Source organism: Paenibacillus sp. GCM10027630 (assembly GCF_042676305.1).
GTDB lineage: Bacteria > Bacillota > Bacilli > Paenibacillales > NBRC-103111 > Paenibacillus_S.
The window spans coordinates 40,625-61,554 of the sequence record NZ_JBHTGY010000017.1 but is presented as its reverse complement, the minus strand read 5'-3'; the positions used below and the strand labels follow the sequence as shown (position 1 = coordinate 61,554).

Genomic DNA, 20,930 nt, shown 5'->3' with positions numbered 1-20,930 from the left:
CCTCCATTACACTAAATTTTCGACGTTCATTTCGCTGTATTGAATAGCTTTCCACATGGCTTTTGCTTTGTTAATGGACTCAGTGTATTCCTTCTCCGGAATGGAATCGATAACGATCCCGGCACCCGCTTGGACATATCCAACTCCACCTGCAATGACTAAAGTGCGGATAATAATATTAAATTCCATATTACCATTATAGTCAATCCAACCGATAGACCCCGTGTATGGCCCCCGACGAACAGGCTCCAACTCTTCGATGATTTGCATTGTGCGGATTTTGGGAGCGCCTGTAATGGTCCCCCCCGGAAATGCCGCCGCTATAATATCAAATGCCTGCTTCCCCTCCGCCAAGAGCCCTTCAACCTGCGAGACAATATGCATGACATGGGAGTAATACTCGATCACCATAAAATCTTTTACCCGAACGGTGCCGTAGGTTGAAATCCGCCCCAGATCATTGCGTTCGAGATCAAGCAGCATAATGTGCTCAGCACGCTCTTTCTCGTGATGGATCAGCTCATCCGCAAGGCGACGGTCTTCTTCAGCATTATGTCCTCGAGGACGCGTGCCGGCAATCGGCCTTGCACGTACCGTGCCGTTCTCAAGCTGCACCAAAAGCTCGGGCGAGCCAGAAACCAATTGAAAATCGTGAAAACGCAGCATCCCCATATAAGGAGACGGATTGACCAGGCGAAGCCATTCATAAATCTGCTCCGGAGCCTGTTGAAGCTGCTTATGCTGCCGCACCGATAAATTAACCTGAAAGACATCTCCCGCTCCGATATAAGCTTGGATCTTCCGTACGGCTTCCATATAAGCCTCTCTTGAGAAGTCCGCCTGGATTCCTTTAATCGAATCAAAATCCACATGCAGTAAATCCTCAGCAGTCCGCTGCAGCATATCCTCGCGGGTTCGAACATAAGGAGCTAAAGTGTTTACCTCCGCAATACGATCCCACTGCTTCTTCATCTGCTCTGCAGTAGCTTGAGCCCGCTCGTAGCTCTGCTCTAACGACAGCCCCTCAGCCTTAGCCTCGGCCAGCGATGTGTGCACAGAGCAATAAAGCTTACGCTCCTCATGATCAATGATCCACAGCTTATCCAGCCGTACAAATGCATAATCAGGGATCGGCAAATCATCTGCCGCCGCCTCGGGCAGCCGTTCGATCGTCCTGACTACATCATAGCCCCAGAACCCAACACAGCCGCCAACGAACTTCGGCATGCCTTCCACAACTGGAGCGCGGTAAGGCTCCATCCACTGCTTCACAAGCTCCAATGGCGAGCCTTGCACTTGATCCACTCTATCGGGCTGACCCGCATTCTTAATCGATGCTTGACCTCCATTACCCCGAATTTCAGATAAAGGCTCCAGTCCAAGGAAGGTATACCTTCCTCCCTTGCCGCTCTCTAATACAAAGGAGCCCGGCAAGGCTTCCTTCCATGCAAGCTCCCATGAAATGAGGCGATCCGATTCTAACGGATAACCATGTACGTAGGGAAGCATCGTATAATGCTGTGACCACTCCCGCCACTGCTCGTTGGTTATTAAAGTCACTACAAAGCCCCCCCTTCCTCTACTCAATCAACGAACACTTAAGTTTGGACTTAGTATACTTGAAATTGTCTATGAAAAAAAGCCCCTCAGCGAACTGAAGGGCTTCCTGCTCACGAATTATTCTTCAAACTGGTACAACGGTGTGCTGAGGTATCTTTCTCCGTTACTAGGAACGACTGCAACTACACGTTTGCCGGCTCCCAGCTCTTTGGCTACCTTAAGAGCTGCGAAAATTGCTGCGCCTGAGGAAATTCCGCCAAGGATTCCTTCCTCTTTCGCTACGCGGCGGGAAGTTTCGAATGCATCTTCATTATCAACTTGAATGACAGCATCATAAATATTTGTATTTAAAATATCCGGGACAAAACCTGCGCCAATCCCCTGGATTTTATGAGGACCCGGTTTTCCTCCAGATAATACAGGAGAAGCACTCGGCTCTACAGCATAAATTTTAATGTCAGGGAAGTTCTCTTTCAACACGCTGCCTGCACCTGTGATGGTACCGCCAGTACCGATACCCGAGATGAAAGCATCCAATTTACCATCATGAGAGTTAATCGCTTCAACGATTTCCGGTCCAGTTGTTTCACGGTGAACTTTAACATTCGCTTGGTTTTTAAATTGCTGCGGGATGAAGTAGGAAGGATTCTCGGCTTGAATTTCCTCAGCTCTTTTAATTGCACCCTTCATTCCTTCTGCTCCCGGCGTCAATACCAACTGTGCTCCATAAGCACGAAGCAGATTGCGTCGTTCAATACTCATTGTTTCAGGCATAACCAAGATTGCTTTATATCCTTTAGCTGCAGCCACTAATGCCAAACCAATGCCTGTGTTACCGCTGGTTGGTTCTACAATGGTGTCTCCAGGTTTTATTTTACCTTCTTGCTCCGCTACCTCAATCATGCTGATTGCGATACGGTCTTTAACACTTGCTCCGGGATTCTGATACTCTAGCTTCACATAAACTTCTGCGCTTCCTTCAGGTACAACACGGTTTAATCTTACCAGGGGTGTACCACCAATCAATTCGGTAACGCTTTGAACTAATTTAGCCATTATGAGTTCCTCCTAAAATGATATCAATAATATCCGAGTAAAATGCTAGGTATTCTACATTTATCTTATCAACCCCTATAAGGCTTGTCAATACCAATTTCCCAAAGATTGACGGAATTGCCGTCCTTAGGGACGAATGCAGATCACAACATTGTGCGGAGCCAAGCATAGCAACTTAAAATGTCATGATGACCTTCCATTTTTCCCGGATGGATTTAATAACTTCCTTTAATGGGGGCGCCTCGCGTAAGGCCAACTCTTTTCTGACAGCTTCCCTCACCTGATCCTTGCTGAACTTCGGATCTTCCTTGCGGTCTTTCAGTTTGATGAAATATATTTGACCATTGACTTCGATCGGTTTGCTAACCTCTCCGGTCTTCAGCTGCACAGCAGCTTTCAATAAAGGCGCGGCAACGAATGGATCATCTTCCTCTATCCACCCCAGATCGCCCCCATTTTCCCTTGTCGCATCGTCAAGAGACCTCTCTCTGGCAACTTTTCCAAAGTCCATCCCTTTGGAGAGATCAGCCGCCACCTTCGATCCTTGGTCTTTACTGCCAACTACAATCTGCTGCAGCCGCAACTGCGTAGCCGATCTGAATTCTTCAGGATGGGCCTTCATATAAGCGTCCACCTGCTCGGTTGAAATTGTAATATAGCGGATAGCCAGCTTTTCAAGGAGCAGCTTATCGTAAACATCCGTTTTTAATGCTTCCGGAGTCATTCCCAGCTGTTCTTTCATTGATTCATAAAATTGCGTTTCGCTGTCATAGCCTTGCTGCATACGTTTTAATTCTTTTTGGATCTCGCTATCTTCCACATTGGTCCCCTGTGCTGTTCCTTCCATGCGAATAACTTCATGATCCACCATTTGGTTCAACAGTTCCCGGCCGTGCTTCTGCAGCAGCTGCTGCTCCAAATCCATGCTCGTTATAGTTTTCTCACCGATTGTTGCAATTACACGCGCAGATTGGTTCTGGTTTGTCTGGCCCGGCTTCATGTCGGCATTGGGTTGGGTAAAGAAATCAGCAAACACTACGAAGGAAAGGATGACAACAGCAAGCAGCAAAACCGCATTGACTCCCCACAATACCTTAATGTTTCGCATTCCTAATCCCCTCGTATGGCCCTCTCAAGCTTTCATATTTATTGTTATACCTGATTACATCTGTTGTAGTATGACCCTTAAATCGTCTTTCTCAAACTGATATGCTTCATTACAAAAATGGCAGATTACTTCCACTTTCTCGTCCTCGTTCAGAAGCTGCTCTATTTCTGCCCGCCCCAGGGAGACCAAAGTTTGTTCTACTCGCTCTTTGGAGCACTTGCAGCGAAATTCAACCTCCGACTCACCCAGCACCTGCACTTCAGGCAAAATTTTATGTAAAATATGTTCAAGATCCAGTCCTTGCTCCAGCATCTTGGTAATCGGCTCAACCCGTGATAGTTGTAGCTCTATCAGCGAAATCTCATCATCGGTTAATCCAGGCAAGAGTTGGATAATAAACCCGCCTGCCGCTGTTACCGTGTAATCGACACCAACTAAAACTCCAAGCGCCACAGCGGAGGGAGTTTGTTCGGATTTGGCAAAATAGTAGGTGAAGTCTTCAGCAAGCTCCCCAGAAACGAGAGGTATACTGCCGCGGTAAGGCTCTTTAAGACCTAAATCTTTGATAATATTCAAAAAGCCTTCGGTTCCCACCGCCCCGGCAACATCCAATTTGCCCGCCTTGTTCAGCGGTAAATCAACCTCCGGATTATCAACATATCCGCGGACTTCGCCGTGAGCATTGGCATCGACCACGATCTGACCAATCGGTCCTCCGCCTTTAACAAGAATCGTTAATTTTTCTTCGCCTTTTAGCATGGCTCCCATCATTAGCCCCGCCGCAACGGTTCGTCCTACTGCAGCAGTAGTTGTCGGTGTCATAGCATGGCGCTTACTGATTTCATTTACGATACCCGTAGCCCGAACGGCAAAAGCCCTCACTTTGCCTTCCATGGCAGTCGCTCTAATTAAATAATCTCGCATCTGTGTTCCCTTTCATGATCGGCTGTATTAGATTGTCAGATCCGTCTTATTGATTACGTTCATAAATAATTTGCAAGCCTTGTAATGTCAGCAATTGGTTCACGCACTTAATAGTACGTGATTCGCTAGAGATAAGTTCCGCCAATCCACCGGTGGCAACCACCTTTGGCTTAACTTTAAATTCCTCACAAATCCGATCCACAATACCATCCACCTGTCCGGCAAAACCGTAAATAATCCCCGCCTGCATCGAAGCTATCGTATTGCGTCCAACTACACTTTTCGGTTTTACCAGCTCGATTCGCGGCAGCTTGGCAGCACGCTGATACAAAGCCTCCGTGGAAATACCTATTCCGGGAGCAACCGCTCCTCCGATATATTGTCCCGCTTCATCTATATAGTCGAAGGTGGTTGCCGTCCCGAAATCAACCACGATACAAGGCGCCCCATATTGCTCGATAGCTGCGACCGCATTCACAATCCTGTCAGCACCAACCTCCCGGGGATTTTCATAACGGATGTTGAGCCCTGTTTTGATACCCGGACCTACAATCAGCGGGGCTTTCTTCAAGTATTTTACACACAATTGCTCCAGGACAAACATTAATGGCGGTACAACGGATGAAATTATTACGCCATTCACTTGATCTAATGAAATACCTGCATGCCGGAATAAATTGTACATCGTCATTCCGTACTCATCAGCCGTTGCCGAACGATTCGTGCTTAAACGCCAATCATGCAGCAGCTGCTTCCCCTTGTAGATGCCTAATACAATGTTGGTATTACCCACATCTACGACCAAAATCACGACTGTACCCCCTTCTGCTCATTTAGATCTAAACTAATGTCGAGAGCTTGAACAGAATACGTCAATCGGCCGACGGATATAACATCAATGCCCGTTTCGGCAACGGCTTTTATCGTTTCTAATGTGATGGAACCTGATGCTTCTACCAGAATATGCGCAGCTTGCGATTTAATGCGTGCAACCGCTGCTCGCATTTGCTCCGGCTTCATGTTATCCAGCATAATGATATCCGGTTGGGCTGACAAAGCCAGCTCCAGCTGCTCCATGCTTTCAACTTCTATCTCAATCTTCATTGTATGCGGAATTTGGGAACGGGCAGCTCGAATGGCTTCTATGATACCGCCAGAGCCTTTAATATGGTTGTCTTTGATCATGACAGCGTCGTAAAGACCAAACCGATGATTGTGGCCGCCGCCGACACGAACCGCATACTTTTCAAGCAGTCGGTGTCCTGGTGTTGTTTTTCGCGTATCTACCAGGCGGACCGGCAATCCTTCCAAGGCATCGACATACTGCTTGGTACGTGTGGCAATCCCCGACATCCTCTGCATTAAATTCAAAGCAAGACGTTCGCCGAGAAGGATGCTGCGCGTACTGCCAGATACTTCAGCTACTATATTGCCGTAACTTACGGTCTGTCCCTCTTGTACCTTCGCTTTGAATTCCAGCTCGGGATCGACCAATGCAAATACAGCCTCTGCAATCTGCAAACCCGCTATGATGCCATTATCCTTCATGTGAATAATACCTTTGGCACGGCTCTCCTTCGCAATGGTGGTCATGGTAGTTACATCGCCCATGCCTATATCTTCTTCCAGCCATAACCGAAGATTTTTATTTATAATTTCCATCTGCAGTTCATACATCCATATGTCCCTCCGTAATGCCCTGCTCGCGGCTGAAAACAGTGTGTTTCCTCCACAATAGGTCATCCTTCTCAGCAAAGTCCTCCCGATAGTGTCCCCCACGGCTTTCTTCCCTAATCAAGGCAGCCTCAGTGGTCAATAGAGCACAGGTCAGCAGGTTGGCAAACTCATAATCCTCACGTTTGGTCAAGCTCGTATCGAATATAGACAGCTGGCGGCGCAATTCATCATAGCCCTTTTGAAGACCTATCGCCGTACGCTTCAATCCGGCATATCGCAGCATGATCTTTTGAAGCTTTAGTTTCTTCTCTACAATAGGCTGCTGCGCATGCTCTGTTCTTTTTTTATCCACTGCTGTTACCTTGGCTTGTTCCAAAGGCTTCAGTTGGTGAATACGTTCCACAATCCTGCGTCCAAACACAATGGCTTCCGATAACGAATTGCTGGCCAAACGGTTCGCTCCATGCACACCTGTCGATGAAACTTCCCCGCATGCAAATAACCGCCTGACTTCCGTCTCCCCGTACAGGTCAGTCTTCACGCCACCCATCATATAATGAGCTGCTGGCGCCACAGGGATCCAATCGGAGGATAAATCCAATCCATAATTCAAACAAAACTCATAGATCGTAGGAAACCGATGTTTAACCGTTTCTTCCGATTCATGGGTAAAGTCAATGTAGACGAACGTAGACCTCGTCTCTTCCATCTCATCTACGATAGCACGGGCAACAATATCCCTCGGAGCCAGCTCCAACTGGTGGTGATACTTCTCCATAAAGCGCTCGCCCTTAATATTGCGCAAGATAGCGCCTTCACCGCGAACCGCTTCCGATACGAGAAACCTTGGAGCTCCCGGATAACATAAAGCCGTCGGGTGGAACTGAATAAACTCAACATCCTGGATTAAAGCCCCAGCCCTGTAAGCTATAGCGATACCATCACCTGTAGCAATATCCGGATTCGTTGTATAGCGGTACAATTGCCCAGCTCCGCCTGTGCAGAGGATAGTTGCATTCGCTCTCACAAATAACTTCTGACCGTCCTGCCTTTGAACTAAAGCACCCAGACACTCGCCATCCTCAGTGATCAAATCAATAACAAAATGATCATCCCAAACTTCAATATTCGGATCCAGCTTCGTCTTCTCTGACAAAGCACGAACGATCTCAGCGCCGGTAGCGTCGCCATGTGCGTGTAAAATACGCCGTTGGCTGTGCGCCCCTTCCTTCGTAAGAGCAAACTCACCATTTTCCAAATCAAACTGTGTCCCCATATGTATTAAATCCTTAACACCTGCAGGTCCTTCATGAACCAGCACATCGACAGCAGATGGCGAACATAATCCCGCTCCGGCAACCAAAGTATCCTGACGGTGATAGGCAGGTGAATCCTCATCTGAAATAACCGCAGCAATCCCGCCTTGTGCATAGCGGGTATTACTATCAAGAAGAGACTTCTTGGTAACCATAAGCACTTTATACTTTTCACTAGCCTTTATAGCGGTAAAAAGACCGGCGATTCCCGCGCCGATCACCATTACTTCAATATGCACTTGAGGCAATTCATTAATATCAAAATCTACAAGATAACGTGGAATCATAGTTAGGCTCACCTCTTCTTACAAGAGAGTAACGCATGCTACTTCACTAGCAGCATGCGTTCCAGGGATGCTCTGGCTTGATCTGCGACATGTGGCGGCACATATATTTGCGGCTGCATGGTTTCAAGACAGCGTACTACCTTTTTCAAATTATTTACCTTCATATTAGGGCAAACCAAATATTTAGTGGCAAAATGGAATGATTTGTTCGGACTATCCAACCTTAGTTGGAATCCTGTACCGTCTTCAGTACCAACAATAAACTCCTGATGTTCGGATTCTTTGCAATATTTAATAATCGCTGTAGTACTGCCGACAAAGTCTCCCAGCTTAACTACTTCAGGACGGCACTCCGGATGAACAACAAACTTGGCATTCGGATACTGAGCTCTCATTTCCTCCACATCTTTTACAGTGAGCATATCATGGGTATTGCAATACCCTTCCCAAATGATTACTTTTTTGTCGGTAAACTTGGATACGTAATCACCCAAATTTTTATCCGGTACCCAGATGATTTCATCCGAATCAACAGATTCGATTACTTTAATCGCATTAGCTGAAGTACAGCAAATATCCGTCTCTGATTTAACATCGGCCGATGTATTGATGTAAGCAACTACCTTGGCATTCGGATGCTGCTTCTTTAAGGCGCGCAGTCCATCCACATTAACCATATCGGCCATCGGACAGCCAGCCCGCTCATCCGGTATTAAGACAGTTTTGGTCGGAGCCAAAATCTTAGCGCTTTCTCCCATAAAATGCACACCACAGAACACTATAACATCAGCATCGGTTGATGCCGCTTTTTGTGCCAATAAAAAGGAGTCGCCCCTAAAATCTGCTACCTCTTGAATTTCATCACGCTGATAATAATGAGCAAGAATAATGGCATTACGCTCTTTCTTCAATTGAAGAATTCTTTCCTTAAGCTCACGCTTTTGTTCCTCTTTACGCTCTAAAGCCAAAGCTTCCATCTTCACACCGTCCCTTCCGTCCTGGTCCCCTTTATTAACTGCAAATTACCTAGTGAAAATGTTCACATAATATTTAAAGATTTACACCTAATTTACACAACATCCTTGGTGGTGTCAATGCTTAAATAACCACAAATTAGCCCGAATTTACTATTATCAGTCGGCCTTATTCCTCGTTCTTTCCCTTAGGACTAGTTTCTCGTCTGAAGTCGATATTTAACCTTCTCTAATGAAGAAAAAGCCGGAAGCATTGGAAAATGCCCCGGCTTATTTCTAATAGTAAAATTAAGATTCTTTCTTCTCGTCATCGCCTGGATCAGCAGCTTTATCGAAATCCAGCTTGTTGGCTTCAGCCGTTGTCTGCTGGCTTTGAATGTTAACCTTCACATCCGTGGAGCTGACCTCGTCTAATTTACCGGTATCGATTAACTGTTTGATCTGATCCTTCTCCAACGTTTCCTTCACAATCAAAGTTTCTGCAATCAGGCGAACCTGATCCGCATACTTCTCAAGTGTTGCCTTTGCGTTAGCATAACAGCTGCGGATAATCGTCTGCATTTCCTGGTCGATTTCGTATGCAATAGCATCACTATAATTCTGCTCATGTCCCAGATCACGGCCAAGGAATACTTGCCCTTGTACGTTACCGAATTGCATCGGACCCAGCTTATCGCTCATTCCGTACTCCATGATCATTTTACGAACAATAGTCGTTGCACGTTGGAAGTCACTGTAAGCGCCAGTTCCAACTTCGCCAATAAACATTTCTTCAGACACACGACCCGCAAGGAGACCTGTTACTTTATCAAGAAGCTCGGTCTTGGTGTTCATCATACGGTCTTCGCCATCTTTAGGGAGCATCATTACATAACCGCCAGCGCGTCCTCTCGGAACAATCGTGACCTTATGAACCATTTCCGCATTTTCCACATGGTAACCGACAATAGTATGTCCCGCTTCATGGAAAGCGACCATGCGTTTCTCACGTTCGCTGACAACCCGGCTCTTCTTCTGCGTACCTACAACGACACGGTCGAAGGCTTCGTCCAGCTCTTCCATTGAAATATCTTTACGATTACGGCGTGCTGCAATCAGCGCCGCTTCGTTCATTAAATTTTCCAAATCGGCACCGGTAAAGCCTGTTGTATAACGTGCCAATGCTTCAAGCTTAACATCTTTATTAAGCGGTTTGTTGCGAGAATGCACTTTCAGTACCGCTTCACGGCCCTTGATATCCGGGCGATCAACCGTAATCTGACGGTCAAAACGACCTGGACGCAACAACGCTGGGTCCAAAATATCCGGCCGGTTTGTTGCAGCAACAATGATAATACCTTCATTGGCGCCAAAACCATCCATCTCCACGAGGAGCTGGTTAAGTGTCTGCTCGCGCTCATCATGTCCGCCGCCTAAACCGGCGCCACGCTGACGACCTACAGCATCAATCTCGTCTATAAATATAATACAAGGAGCATTCTTCTTGGCATTCTCAAACAAGTCACGTACACGGGATGCGCCGACACCGACGAACATTTCCACGAAGTCGGAACCGCTTATGCTGAAGAATGGAACGCCTGCTTCACCTGCAACAGCACGTGCCAGCAAGGTTTTACCTGTTCCCGGAGGACCATTCAATAATACCCCTTTAGGAATTCGAGCTCCTACAGCAGCAAATTTCCGAGGATCCTTCAAAAACTCTACAACTTCTACAAGCTCTTGTTTCTCCTCATCGGCCCCCGCCACATCTTCAAAGGTCACGCGCTTCTTCTCTTCATTATACAGCCTAGCGCGGCTCTTCCCGAAGTTCATTACTTTACCGCCGCCACCCTGCGCCTGGTTTAACAGGAAGAAGAACAGGATGAAAATAATAACGAACGGAATAATGGAGGTAAGGAAGCTGATCCAAACGTTGTCTCCTTCCATTTTTTCAACATTAATGGTCGGAACTTCGCCCTTTTCGATCATCTGGATAACTTCTTGGTCAAAAGGTGCACGGGTTTCGAAATTTTTCTTATCCGGCGTAGGCGGATTTTTGTATTTACCGCGAACCAAGTATGTATATCCGTCAAACTTCACACTGACCGATTCTACATTTTTTTCTATTAAGGCCTGTCGGAGCTTATCGTAGCTAATCGCGTCTTTCTGATCATTTTGTGTGCTGATAAAGTGAACGATACCGACAGTGACCAAAAAAATAAGCAAATAAAAGCCTGTATTGCGAATGATTCGATTCATCCCCTACCTCCTCTCAAAAACGGCAACTTTGTTTATTGTACCACAGCACGTCTTGGCATCACAAGAAATGCTAATGGGAGTACACCTCAGGTTTCAAAATGCCTACATACGGCAGGTTGCGGTACTTTTCCGCATAATCGAGACCGTACCCAACAACAAATGCATCAGGGATAACAAACCCTTTATAGTCTGCATCTAAATCGACCGTTCTACGCGCAGGTTTATCAAATAATGCGGCAACGGTAATCGATAATGCATTACGGCGCTCCAGCACATCGATTAAATAACTCAATGTGAGGCCACTGTCGATAATGTCCTCAACAATTAGAACATGACGACCCTCTACCGAAATGTCCAAATCTTTGATGATTTTTACGACTCCTGTAGATTTAGTGGATTGCCCATAGCTTGAAACCGCCATAAAATCAAGCTCCAAAGGTATGGTGATTTGTTTAACCAAATCAGCCATAAAAATAAACGCTCCCTTCAGCACACAAATAACCAATGGATTGCGCCCTTCAAAATCTTGGCTTAGCTGCTGGCCCATCTCCTTTACTTTGTCTTGAATTTCTTGCTCACTGTAAAGTATTTCTTGAATGTCTTTTTGCAAGAGAGAACCTCCTACTAGAATAATTACACAATTATTTATACTATCTTGACATGCTAAAAGTTAATCCCTCCGGCATGTGAAGCTTCATATACAAAATCAGTCGGGTCGAGTCAGTAACTGTTGAAAGCGATGACCTTCGAACACCAGATAACCAAATAATACGGCCGTGACCATCGGTTATAATTGGAACCTTAGTACGTAAGCTCGGCGGAATTTTGGCATCAATAAAAATATCTTTTACTTTTTTTGAACCGTTTAATCCGAACAGGCTCATACGGTCTCCATCCCTGCGGCTTCGTACTTCTAATGGCTGCTGCAGCTGATCCGCATCAAACCAAGCCGTGTATGGATTATCTGAAATCGGCACTGCCGCCTTATTGAATCGCTCGCGGTCCAACCATGTGCATTCCAGGCTCACACCTATTTCCGGTATTTCCAAATGGTTCTGGCCGGGCTCGAATGAGTGAGAAAAAGGGATAGGTGGTACCACATAATTATGTAGATAAACCCTATCATATTCCCTGGTCAGAATCAGGCTGCCCCCAATATTTAAACGTATATTGGAAGGTTCAACCTTAACAATAGCTTCCCGCATCTTCTCCAGCTTCAGGAAATCTATCGAATCAGGGTCTAAGCCAAGATAATTTAATATTAGTTTAATCAAACGCCTTTGTAAAGCAACATGTAACCCTGCGAACCAATTTCTTGACCATTTGGCGCAATCGCTTTCTTTAGCCACGCCCTCTACTAATAGAGCCCTTGCCTGCGCCTGCATATAGTCGTCTTCAGCAGTCATTAGCTCCGATAACCGATTAAGCGCCTGAGGCAGTTGTTCATTATACTGCTTCTGAAGCGAAGGCATCAGCTCCAGTCTTATTTCATTGCGAACATACTTGCTGTCCAGATTACTGCTATCGATACAATAGGATAAATGCTGATTGCGGCAATAATCTAATATTTCTGTTTTATATATACGGAGCAAGGGGCGAACAAGTTCCAATTCTTTTTCCTCGCGGCGTTTTGGAATTCCTGTCAGTCCTGACGGCCCGGTACCGCGGAGCAAGCGCATAAGAACAGTCTCAGCTTGATCGTCAGCATGATGCGCGAGAGCAATTCGATTTGCCTTAAACCGTACAGCCGCCTCGTGTAAAAACCGGTATCGGATCTCTCTGGCTGCGCTTTGAGAATTTTTGCCCGTTTCTTTAATATACTCCGGAACACTGACATGAGCAATTTCTACGGGCAGACCAAGCCTTGCCGCCAATTCCGACACAAACGCCGCCTCCCGCTCCGATTCCTCAATTCGAAACCCGTGATTAAGATGGGCTACGCTTAAGCGCCACTTCCATTGTTCAGACAACGCAAAAAGGACATGCAGCAAAGCTACGGAGTCCGGCCCCCCCGATACCGCAACTACGATACTGTCCCCTACTTCAAAAAGGCGTTCCGCTCTGATTTCCTGTTCAACCCTGGACACTAAATCCATTGTTCAATTCCTTTCCTCGAAACAACAAGCATTACGATGGCCAATAAAAATATAGAGCTAGTCCAAACATTAATAAAGAGAGGGTGAAACATAATTTCAGCAAAGAGGACAGGCTGCCCTTCTTGGGGGCCGTGAGTGAAGGTTTGCCGTACCCTTGCCTGCGCCAATCAGCCAAAGCTTGCTTCGAAGTCGAATATTGCCCAAGCAGCGCTTTACGAAGCATTGGAGCAACCTGCCGTAGTGCCGGATTTGACTGAAGCATGTTGATAAGAATATCCACGCTTCGATTTTGCGGCAGCAGCTTATCCATCCCCTTCATTCTCTGCTCTGTCTCCACACTGCTGATGATTAGCACGGCAAAAGCAAACAAGTCGTAGGCCTCATCTGCTGAACGGGTCCCGGCTCCCCAATAGCCGCGATCATACACCTCTGTGAACTGCTTAACCGAACGGCCTTTAGCAGTAACCCCGCCGAAATCAATCAATTCAACATCACCATAACCGGACACAAGCATATTTTGTACTTTGATGTCGCCAAAAATATAGGCTTGCCCATGCAGCTCCACCAGCTTGCGAAGCATATTGGTCCCAATTAAACCGATCCAATCCCGTCCGTTTCGCCATATGAAGTCAGTCATGGACTGTCCTTTAATATAGCGCATTACATAGAAGGGTAGATTAACGCCGTTCTCCTCGTAATCATCCACATCCAGCAAATAATGACGAAACGATGTATTCGACTTCGAGAGCTCCTTAAGTGCATTGATCTCCGATTGATGATCCACTGCATCAAAGCCTATTTTCATGGCATACTGGAGCTTTCCCTTCATCACGAGATAGACTTTTCCGTTAGCTCCTGCCCCAAGCATTCGTTCAACACGGTACTGTGCCTTGTTCCATTTTCCGATGATGATTTTACCTGTATGTAGGTCTTGCTCAAACGACGTAATCACCCAGTATCCCTTCCTTGCCTGCAGGCGTGCGCCCTGACGCTCGCCCAGGATTCGCTTCATCGCCTTCTTTACTGATTTTATCGTCAGCAATGCCGCTTGTCATGAGTTGAATTACTTTTAGAAGCGCAGGCCCCGTAGGTGTCGTACCCTTCATGTTTAATTTATAGAACAAACGGTTCAAATTTGCAAGGTCTCGTGTCCAATCCAGGTCCATTTCCACATCAAGCCGTGATGAAGGAGAACCCGGAAAATGAAATACTGCAGTCTCGCTCACACCCGATCGAGCTTGCAGACTAAGCTGCAAATCATAAATCGCTTCTTTGACAGCTTGCAGCTTGGGTTTCATACTTGCGCTCGTATCAATCAGCAGCGCAACCTTCAAAGTGGTGGTTTCACTTAGATCATCCAGAACTTGAACGACTTGTGAACGCTTATCCGGGGGTAAGCTTTCGATTTTGGAGTCTCCTAATATATGCTGCAGCTCCTTGCCAATCACCTGCTGAATCGTCTGGGCAACTGTCTTTCGAGTCATCATCTGAACCGTCTGAGATAGCTGGGCCGTCGTAACTATTCGACTCATTCCTCCGCCTGCCAGCGCGATTTCATTGATTTCCTCGGAACCATGCTCTCCCAGCAAACCGGAATCCAAGAGCCCTATGACATTTACGGTAATGCCTTCCACTTTCGCATTCGCAGCTGCAATAACCGGACTAATCCCTACATTTGAACAGCCGTCGGTAATAAGTATAATCTGTTTCATTTCTGTTCCCTCCCAAGAGCAAGCATCGAATGGATCCTACCATTCCTATCAGTTTTTCCACTTTGCAAGTTTCCTAAACTTGGGAATCGAACTCAAACAAGGACTATCCGAAAAGAAATCGGATGTCCTTGTTATGTCAGATCTCTTATTTGCGTCTAGTAGAGCTATGAAAACCGTTTCACATTAACTAACCGTTTTAGGCCGCTCGATACGCTGCATTCCTGGCCAGCTGAACGTGGCCCATTCCGGTTGATATTTCTCCAAACGCGCTACAACAACCGTCATATCGTCATATATTTCGCCATGGTGATACCGTACAATCCTCTCCAGCAAAATGTCCGCAAATTCCTGCGGCGATTCCGTATCGATTTCTGTAAGCAATCGCTTCATCCATATATCTTTATTGACGGCATGTCCTGGCGCATCATAAATGCCGTCAGTCATCATTATCAGAATATCACCTGGCTGCAGCGGCAGGCTCACCAAATCGACGTCAATTTCGTGAAGAATACCTACCGGTAAATTATTACCCGTAATGGGAAACACTTCGCCTCCTCGTTTGATAAAGCTGGGTGTGGAGCCAATTTTCAAAAAAGTCGTATGAGCATTGTACAGATCAATAATGGCCACATCGACTGTTGCATACATTTCGTCAGAGGATCGCAGCATGAGCACAGAATTAACCGATTTGATCGCCAACTTTTCATCCATGCCTGACTGCAGCAGCTGCTGCAGAATCGTAAGTGCGGTGCTGCTTTCCGCTCGCGCCCGTTCCCCATTGCCCATGCCGTCGCTCAACGCAACAGCAAACTTCCCATTACCAAGCTCCACCGTACTGAAGCTGTCCCCTGACAGCAGATCTCCTCCTTTTGCCGCCGCGGCAATCCCCGTCTCTACCTCATACTCCTTGGCTGATCCGAACACTACGGTGCTGTAACCTTCCTTTCGCTCCAACATCTGTTCATTTTTCACCGCGATATGCTCACCTAATATGTCCGTCAATAAAGGAGCTATAATTTTACGGCATTCGTCAAACCCCCTTGTATACTGGTGGATGATTTCAATTTCCACGTTCCCTTCGTCCAAGCTGATGATATCAATACTGTGAATAGATAGCCCCAACTCCTCCAGTCCAATTCGTATTTGCTCCTCCTGTAAAAACAGCTCCTGCCCCTCTCGTTTGATTTCCTTAGCCAAATCCTCCATAACCTGTGACACACCGAATAGCTGATCGGCTACTAATTGACGACTATCGATAATTTGTTTTTTCCAATGCTGATCATTTCGGTATAGGCTATACTGCTGTTTCATCACTGTGAGCACCTGATCGGGCTTGACGCAGACCTTCTTCCATTGCGGTAAAATATCTTTTCGGCCCATCTCCTCCCTAAGCTCGACTTCTGTCATCATATCGGTCATGAACTTATGCGTTTGATAAAATTTATCATTCCAGCATTGATTTCGTTTCCAGCAAGAGGAGCATGATCGTTCAGCCACCGAGTTCATAAAATGCCCGACTTCCTCTTCCTTCTGCCTCGGCTGGGAGTCTACGGTAATTTGCTTAAAGCTTTTGGAGAGCTGGCGGAATACCTCCGAGAATTGCTCCACACGATTTGCTGTAATATCTCTTACTCTTTTCGCATAATCATGTTGAGACTTCAAATTTTCCTGAGTACCCGGCACGTATTTGGCCAATGTATCAATGACCCCTCTAGGGGTGAGGAGAAATAGCAGGACAGCCGCTACTGATTCCCAAGTAGAATTAATGACTTCAGCTTGATTGCCAATATAAAAAGAGAGAATCGAAGAACCAAGCAACATCCCTAGCCCCACGGCGAGCTTATTGCCTTCTTTTAGCAAACCAGCGAGCATCCCAGCAAATGCCAGCAAACTCATCTGGTAAATGGCATTGGAGTTAGCAAGGCTCAGGATTAACCCTGTAATGACACCGACCGAAGCTCCCAGAGGCGCTCCTCCGACTAGCGCGAATAGTAAGATAAGATATCTCGATAACACATGCTCCACAGTGACAGACCCGATCGACCAACCAACTGTTCCCGTCATTACGGAGGCAAGCAGAATGATAAGACAGATGACCTCCTCGTTTTTTAAACTGTAGTTTTTGCGGGTAAGGGTAAATACAGGGACGGCTTGCAAAAAGATATGGGTTAATATTAAGCTCAGCATCGCCTCGACCCCGGTCAACATAAAGGTGTACCAGCTCAATTCCGTTGAAACGAGATGCACGAACAATTGAACGAGAAAAACCGATACAAAAACAATCACGGGGGAATACGAAATATCTGAGCGCTCAAACCTTTCCACACCTTTCTGGATAAGTACAAACACGAGTATTTCTGACACCATGTAGCTGGTATGCTGGGGATCTCCCGAGAGTAAGCCGCCCAAAACCAGGAAGAATCCAGTCATGAACAGAAGCTCTCGCCGCAAAAAATACACAACAGCAAAAAATGCAATCGCAAACGGAGATAACTGATCAAGAATCATAGCTCTGCCTAGCAAAAATGCCATTAACAATAACAAGATTGACCACTTCTTAGTGTTCACCGACTGTACCAGCCGATTCTCCAGCAACACGCTCGCCGTCTTCTGCTTCGCTTTCTGACTCCATCTGTTCCATGTAAGCCCAACGTGACTGAAACCTGATTTTCTTTGCATACTTTATGAACACCACCCATAGCCTATTAGTGGTCTTAGTATAACGGCACTCTATTATAAAGTTTGTCAGAATGAGTTGGTAGGTATAAAGTTTTTTCCGACAAAAATCAAGACTGACGCGCTAATGACGAAAACCCGCCGCCCCTATATTTGAAAGCGTTTTCAATAATTTTTGTAATAGCTGCTTCTTCTCAATACTTCATAACAAAGGTCTATTAAACGTACGTTATTGCCGTTAGATGTTGTCGATTCACTCTATTCATAATAATATACGACAAAAGCTCCAAATCCAAAGAAGCTATTCAACACAAAAAACGCCCCGCCGGAATCAAAGTTCTCGGCAAGGCGCCTTTTTTTCATCTTACAATAGCGGCGAAGGGGATCGAACCCCCGACCTTACGGGTATGAACCGTACGCTCTAGCCAGCTGAGCTACACCGCCACAACAAGCATGAGTATATAATAGGCCTGGACATTTTGTCAAGCAACAATCAGGGGTGATTTCGCTGCCAATAGCTTCAAATAACTAAAAAGCCGTGCAGGCGAATTCCGCCCAAACGGCTGCATATGCTATAGTTAATCGCGTCTAGCGCCTCGGCCTCCACGTTTCCCTTCGGTGTTCTTCTTCAGGGACGAGATGCGTTCCTCGCTATCTTTTAGAAAGCGCGATACTTTGTCTTCGAATGTAGGTTTACCAGCAGGAGGTTTGCCTCCACGGCCGCCGCCGCCAAATCCACCGCCTCGGCCTCCACGGTCTCCACCGCCGCCGCCGCCAAAACCGCCTCCACGGCCACCGCCGCCAAATCCACCACCAGGGCGACCTCCACGATCTCCGCCGCCAGCGCCAGGTCCGCCGGGTCCGCCACCTTGTCTTTCAAAACGAGGGGGCCTTGGAGCTTCAACCGGTTTGTCTACCGCTTGTTTAATCGATAGGCCGATTTTGCCATCCTTGTCAACATTAATCACTTTAACGGTAACCATGTCATTCAACTTAAGATGATCGTTGACATCCTTAACATAGTTATCTGCTATCTCCGAGATATGCACCAGGCCCGTACCGCCCTCAGGCAGTTCAACAAACGCCCCAAAGTGAGTAATGCCCGTAACCTTTCCTTCCAGCTTGCTGCCGACTTCAATTGCCATAAAGTAAAATGTTCCTCCCTTAAATAGTTAACGAAACCCTGACAATGCAGATTATAACGTACAGCTACAATATGGTCAACTAAAGGTTTGATAGCGCTATCGTGCCTATCTCTTCTGTTCCTTAGGTACATAGAACAGGGTTTCTCCCTGCTTAACATAATGTAACTCTTTTCGAATTTTTTGTTCTACGTATTCTGGATCGTTCAACCGAACAATTTCACGTTTCGTAATCCCATTGGTCTGCTGCGTTTCTTTGTACTTCTGCTCCAATGCGGTTAGTTTCTCGCTTCTGTCATTGATTTTACCGATTTGATTCCACAGAGTGACTCCAGCCCAGCTTAGAAAGCAAGCAAGAACAATCATGACCAATCGGCGTCTGCGATAAGAGCCTTTGTTAAACGGCTTGGTATTGTTGCTTGCCAATCGGGCAGAATTCATAGCTGTAAAACCCTCCTACGTCCGACCAAAAAGCCGCCGAATAAACGACGAGACCGCTTGACCTGATTTGTTTATCCATGAAGGAATGTGAATCCGACGGATTAGCGGCTTACTTAGCCACCATAACAGTTTCCACACAGGATAAAGCAATTGTAACATAATTTTATACAGGAAAATAGCTATGGCTAATAAAAATCCTAAAATTATAATAGTTGCCCTATACATCCATACGATAGGTTTTATTATCAAAATTTCAATTGTGCGTTTACCTATACGGATCAAAGCTCGAACAAACCGAATCATCCATAGAATCATTTGGACGACCGCTCGGCTGAACAGCATAAAGTACACAGCAATTCCTAGCAGCAAACCAACAAAAATGAACATCCGCACTTGTCCTAAATTGCTTGCATACAAAAGCTTGAATACAAGCAAGGTTCCGATGAGCCAAAACACGAGATCCAGGAGGTAGTAAGCATACCGCGGCGCCTTTAGCTGGCTTGCAAGCACCCGGTACAAATCAAACAATCCCCCTAAGGATAACCCCCCCAGCAGCATCATGCCCATCGTAACAAACTGAGTTTGCAGTGTCACTTAAAGAGCTTGCCCCATAATCCCTTGGATTTCCCTTGGGAGTTTGCGTCAACATAGGCCAGCTCGTTCACTAATCCTTCAATCGCCACCAGCCCCTGCTCGAGGCTTAAGTTTTTAATGTGCAGGTTCTGACCTCTGATCATAAGAAACCCGAATTCGGTTTCCAGCAAAAACTCTTCGCTGTCAAAGCTTTCTACGTTCATAACTCCGGACACTTCGAGCAGCTTGCGATTGAGCATTTTTATTTCTTGTCGCTTCACTTTTCCCGGCTCGATTGCCATGGACGATCCCTCCTGGCAGCTTTGTATTGGGAACGTTATTGTCAAGAAAGCGTGGAGTCTCCAGGTTAGTGCTACGGCCTCCGGTCGCTGGTAAAAATCCGTTTTCAAAGGCGACACGTAAACTCTCCGACCGTCACACTAACCCTCCGCTCCACCAACTTGACAAAAACCTAACCCCAAGAACAAAGCTTGTTTACTTAAAAATATGGGGGGATGTCCAAGAATAGAACTACAAAAAAAAGAAGACTGAACTCGTCAGTCTCCCTGGCTTTGCCATAATTCGGTTTTGTGCATTTCTTCTTTAAGCAGAGTGTACATGTTCGCCGCATCTTCCTTGCGGGTAGATTCGGCAAGTTGTTCCACACGAACCGTCACGCTCTTTTGCCCGAATTGAATTTTCAATTCATCGCCGACCTTGACGGCACTGCTTGGTTTTGAGTCTTTCCCATTAATCCAGACACGCCCTTGATCGGATACATCCTTAGCAACGGTGCGCCGCTTGATTAACCGGGAAACCTTGAGAAATTTATCAAGCCGCATTATTTTACCGCTTCTTTAAGCTTGTTACCTGCTTTGAAAGCCGGAACTTTTGACTCAGGAATTGTAATTTCTTTACCTGTTTGAGGATTGCGTCCAGTACGTCCGGAACGTTTGCGAATTTCAAATGTTCCAAAACCGATTAGTTGAACTTTGTCACCAGTAGATAAAGCATCGGTTACTTCGCCCAAGAAGTTGTTAAGAACGGTTTCCACGTCCTTCTTGGTCAAACCGCTTTTTTCTGCAATGTTGCTGATCAAGTCTGTTTTGTTCATGGATACTTTTCCTCCTCAAAATAACTCTATGTTATG

At 46.2% G+C, this 20,930-nt stretch carries 20 protein-coding genes and 1 tRNA gene; all 21 read right to left on the bottom strand.

Translation table 11 applies throughout. The features are described 5' to 3' along the window. Positions 1–6: 6 nt before the first annotated feature. The gene (locus ACFQ0C_RS09660) at positions 7–1,560 is read right to left on the bottom strand and encodes an anthranilate synthase component I family protein (protein WP_379366217.1); all 1,554 of its coding nucleotides are present in this window, start codon (positions 1,558–1,560) and stop codon (positions 7–9) included. A 117-nt stretch (positions 1,561–1,677) separates the two neighbouring features. Continuing rightward, positions 1,678–2,616, bottom strand: coding sequence for a cysteine synthase A (gene cysK, locus ACFQ0C_RS09655; RefSeq protein ID WP_258217662.1), 939 nt, complete (start codon positions 2,614–2,616; stop codon positions 1,678–1,680). 175 nt (positions 2,617–2,791) lie between these two features. After that, on the bottom strand, positions 2,792–3,724 hold the full coding sequence (locus ACFQ0C_RS09650; protein WP_379366214.1) for a peptidylprolyl isomerase: 933 nt from the start codon (positions 3,722–3,724) through the stop codon (positions 2,792–2,794). A 54-nt stretch (positions 3,725–3,778) separates the two neighbouring features. Next, complete coding sequence (gene hslO, locus ACFQ0C_RS09645; RefSeq protein ID WP_379366212.1) at positions 3,779–4,648, bottom strand: Hsp33 family molecular chaperone HslO; 870 nt, start codon at positions 4,646–4,648, stop codon at positions 3,779–3,781. Between the two features lie 46 nt (positions 4,649–4,694). Then, positions 4,695–5,459 carry a type III pantothenate kinase gene (locus tag ACFQ0C_RS09640; RefSeq protein WP_379366210.1) on the bottom strand — a complete coding sequence of 255 codons (765 nt, stop codon included), beginning with the start codon at positions 5,457–5,459 and terminating at the stop codon, positions 4,695–4,697. Next, positions 5,456–6,325, bottom strand: coding sequence for a carboxylating nicotinate-nucleotide diphosphorylase (nadC, locus tag ACFQ0C_RS09635; protein WP_379366208.1), 870 nt, complete (start codon positions 6,323–6,325; stop codon positions 5,456–5,458). The genes ACFQ0C_RS09640 and nadC overlap by 4 nt, the downstream gene beginning before the upstream one ends. After that, positions 6,318–7,928 carry an L-aspartate oxidase gene (gene nadB / locus ACFQ0C_RS09630; RefSeq protein ID WP_379366206.1) on the bottom strand — a complete coding sequence of 537 codons (1,611 nt, stop codon included), beginning with the start codon at positions 7,926–7,928 and terminating at the stop codon, positions 6,318–6,320. Before nadB ends, nadC begins: the two co-directional genes overlap by 8 nt. Before the next feature lie 38 nt (positions 7,929–7,966). Then, positions 7,967–8,905, bottom strand: a complete 939-nt coding sequence (gene nadA / locus ACFQ0C_RS09625; RefSeq protein WP_258217673.1) for a quinolinate synthase NadA — start codon at positions 8,903–8,905, stop codon at positions 7,967–7,969. Between the two features lie 285 nt (positions 8,906–9,190). Continuing rightward, on the bottom strand, positions 9,191–11,140 hold the full coding sequence (ftsH, locus tag ACFQ0C_RS09620) for an ATP-dependent zinc metalloprotease FtsH (protein ID WP_258217656.1): 1,950 nt from the start codon (positions 11,138–11,140) through the stop codon (positions 9,191–9,193). Positions 11,141–11,210: 70 nt separating this feature from the next. Continuing rightward, positions 11,211–11,750, bottom strand: coding sequence for a hypoxanthine phosphoribosyltransferase (hpt, locus tag ACFQ0C_RS09615; RefSeq protein WP_258217655.1), 540 nt, complete (start codon positions 11,748–11,750; stop codon positions 11,211–11,213). 40 nt (positions 11,751–11,790) lie between these two features. Continuing rightward, complete coding sequence (gene tilS, locus ACFQ0C_RS09610; RefSeq protein WP_379366203.1) at positions 11,791–13,236, bottom strand: tRNA lysidine(34) synthetase TilS; 1,446 nt, start codon at positions 13,234–13,236, stop codon at positions 11,791–11,793. A 31-nt stretch (positions 13,237–13,267) separates the two neighbouring features. Continuing rightward, positions 13,268–14,188: a protein kinase domain-containing protein gene (locus ACFQ0C_RS09605; protein ID WP_379366201.1), complete on the bottom strand. Its 921-nt coding sequence runs from the start codon at positions 14,186–14,188 to the stop codon at positions 13,268–13,270. After that, positions 14,172–14,948, bottom strand: a complete 777-nt coding sequence (locus tag ACFQ0C_RS09600) for a vWA domain-containing protein (protein ID WP_379366199.1) — start codon at positions 14,946–14,948, stop codon at positions 14,172–14,174. The genes ACFQ0C_RS09605 and ACFQ0C_RS09600 overlap by 17 nt, the downstream gene beginning before the upstream one ends. A 183-nt stretch (positions 14,949–15,131) precedes the next feature. Further along, positions 15,132–17,627, bottom strand: coding sequence for a stage II sporulation protein E (gene spoIIE / locus ACFQ0C_RS09595; protein ID WP_379366197.1), 2,496 nt, complete (start codon positions 17,625–17,627; stop codon positions 15,132–15,134). A gap of 367 nt (positions 17,628–17,994) precedes the next feature. Continuing rightward, a tRNA-Met gene (locus ACFQ0C_RS09590) sits at positions 17,995–18,068 on the bottom strand. Between the two features lie 134 nt (positions 18,069–18,202). Next, positions 18,203–18,769 carry a S1 domain-containing RNA-binding protein gene (locus tag ACFQ0C_RS09585; RefSeq protein ID WP_258217650.1) on the bottom strand — a complete coding sequence of 189 codons (567 nt, stop codon included), beginning with the start codon at positions 18,767–18,769 and terminating at the stop codon, positions 18,203–18,205. Between the two features lie 105 nt (positions 18,770–18,874). After that, the gene (locus ACFQ0C_RS09580) at positions 18,875–19,207 is read right to left on the bottom strand and encodes an FtsB family cell division protein (RefSeq protein ID WP_258217649.1); all 333 of its coding nucleotides are present in this window, start codon (positions 19,205–19,207) and stop codon (positions 18,875–18,877) included. Positions 19,208–19,222: 15 nt separating this feature from the next. Beyond that, positions 19,223–19,801: a spore cortex biosynthesis protein YabQ gene (yabQ, locus tag ACFQ0C_RS09575; RefSeq protein ID WP_379366194.1), complete on the bottom strand. Its 579-nt coding sequence runs from the start codon at positions 19,799–19,801 to the stop codon at positions 19,223–19,225. Continuing rightward, positions 19,798–20,082 (bottom strand): sporulation protein YabP, encoded by a 285-nt coding sequence (yabP, locus tag ACFQ0C_RS09570; protein ID WP_258217647.1) that lies wholly within the window; start codon positions 20,080–20,082, stop codon positions 19,798–19,800. Before yabP ends, yabQ begins: the two co-directional genes overlap by 4 nt. Before the next feature lie 255 nt (positions 20,083–20,337). Next, a complete protein-coding gene (locus ACFQ0C_RS09565; RefSeq protein WP_171656573.1) occupies positions 20,338–20,622 on the bottom strand; it encodes an RNA-binding S4 domain-containing protein in 285 nt (94 codons plus the stop codon). Continuing rightward, complete coding sequence (locus ACFQ0C_RS09560; RefSeq protein ID WP_258217646.1) at positions 20,622–20,894, bottom strand: HU family DNA-binding protein; 273 nt, start codon at positions 20,892–20,894, stop codon at positions 20,622–20,624. Before ACFQ0C_RS09560 ends, ACFQ0C_RS09565 begins: the two co-directional genes overlap by 1 nt. Positions 20,895–20,930: the final 36 nt, after the last annotated feature.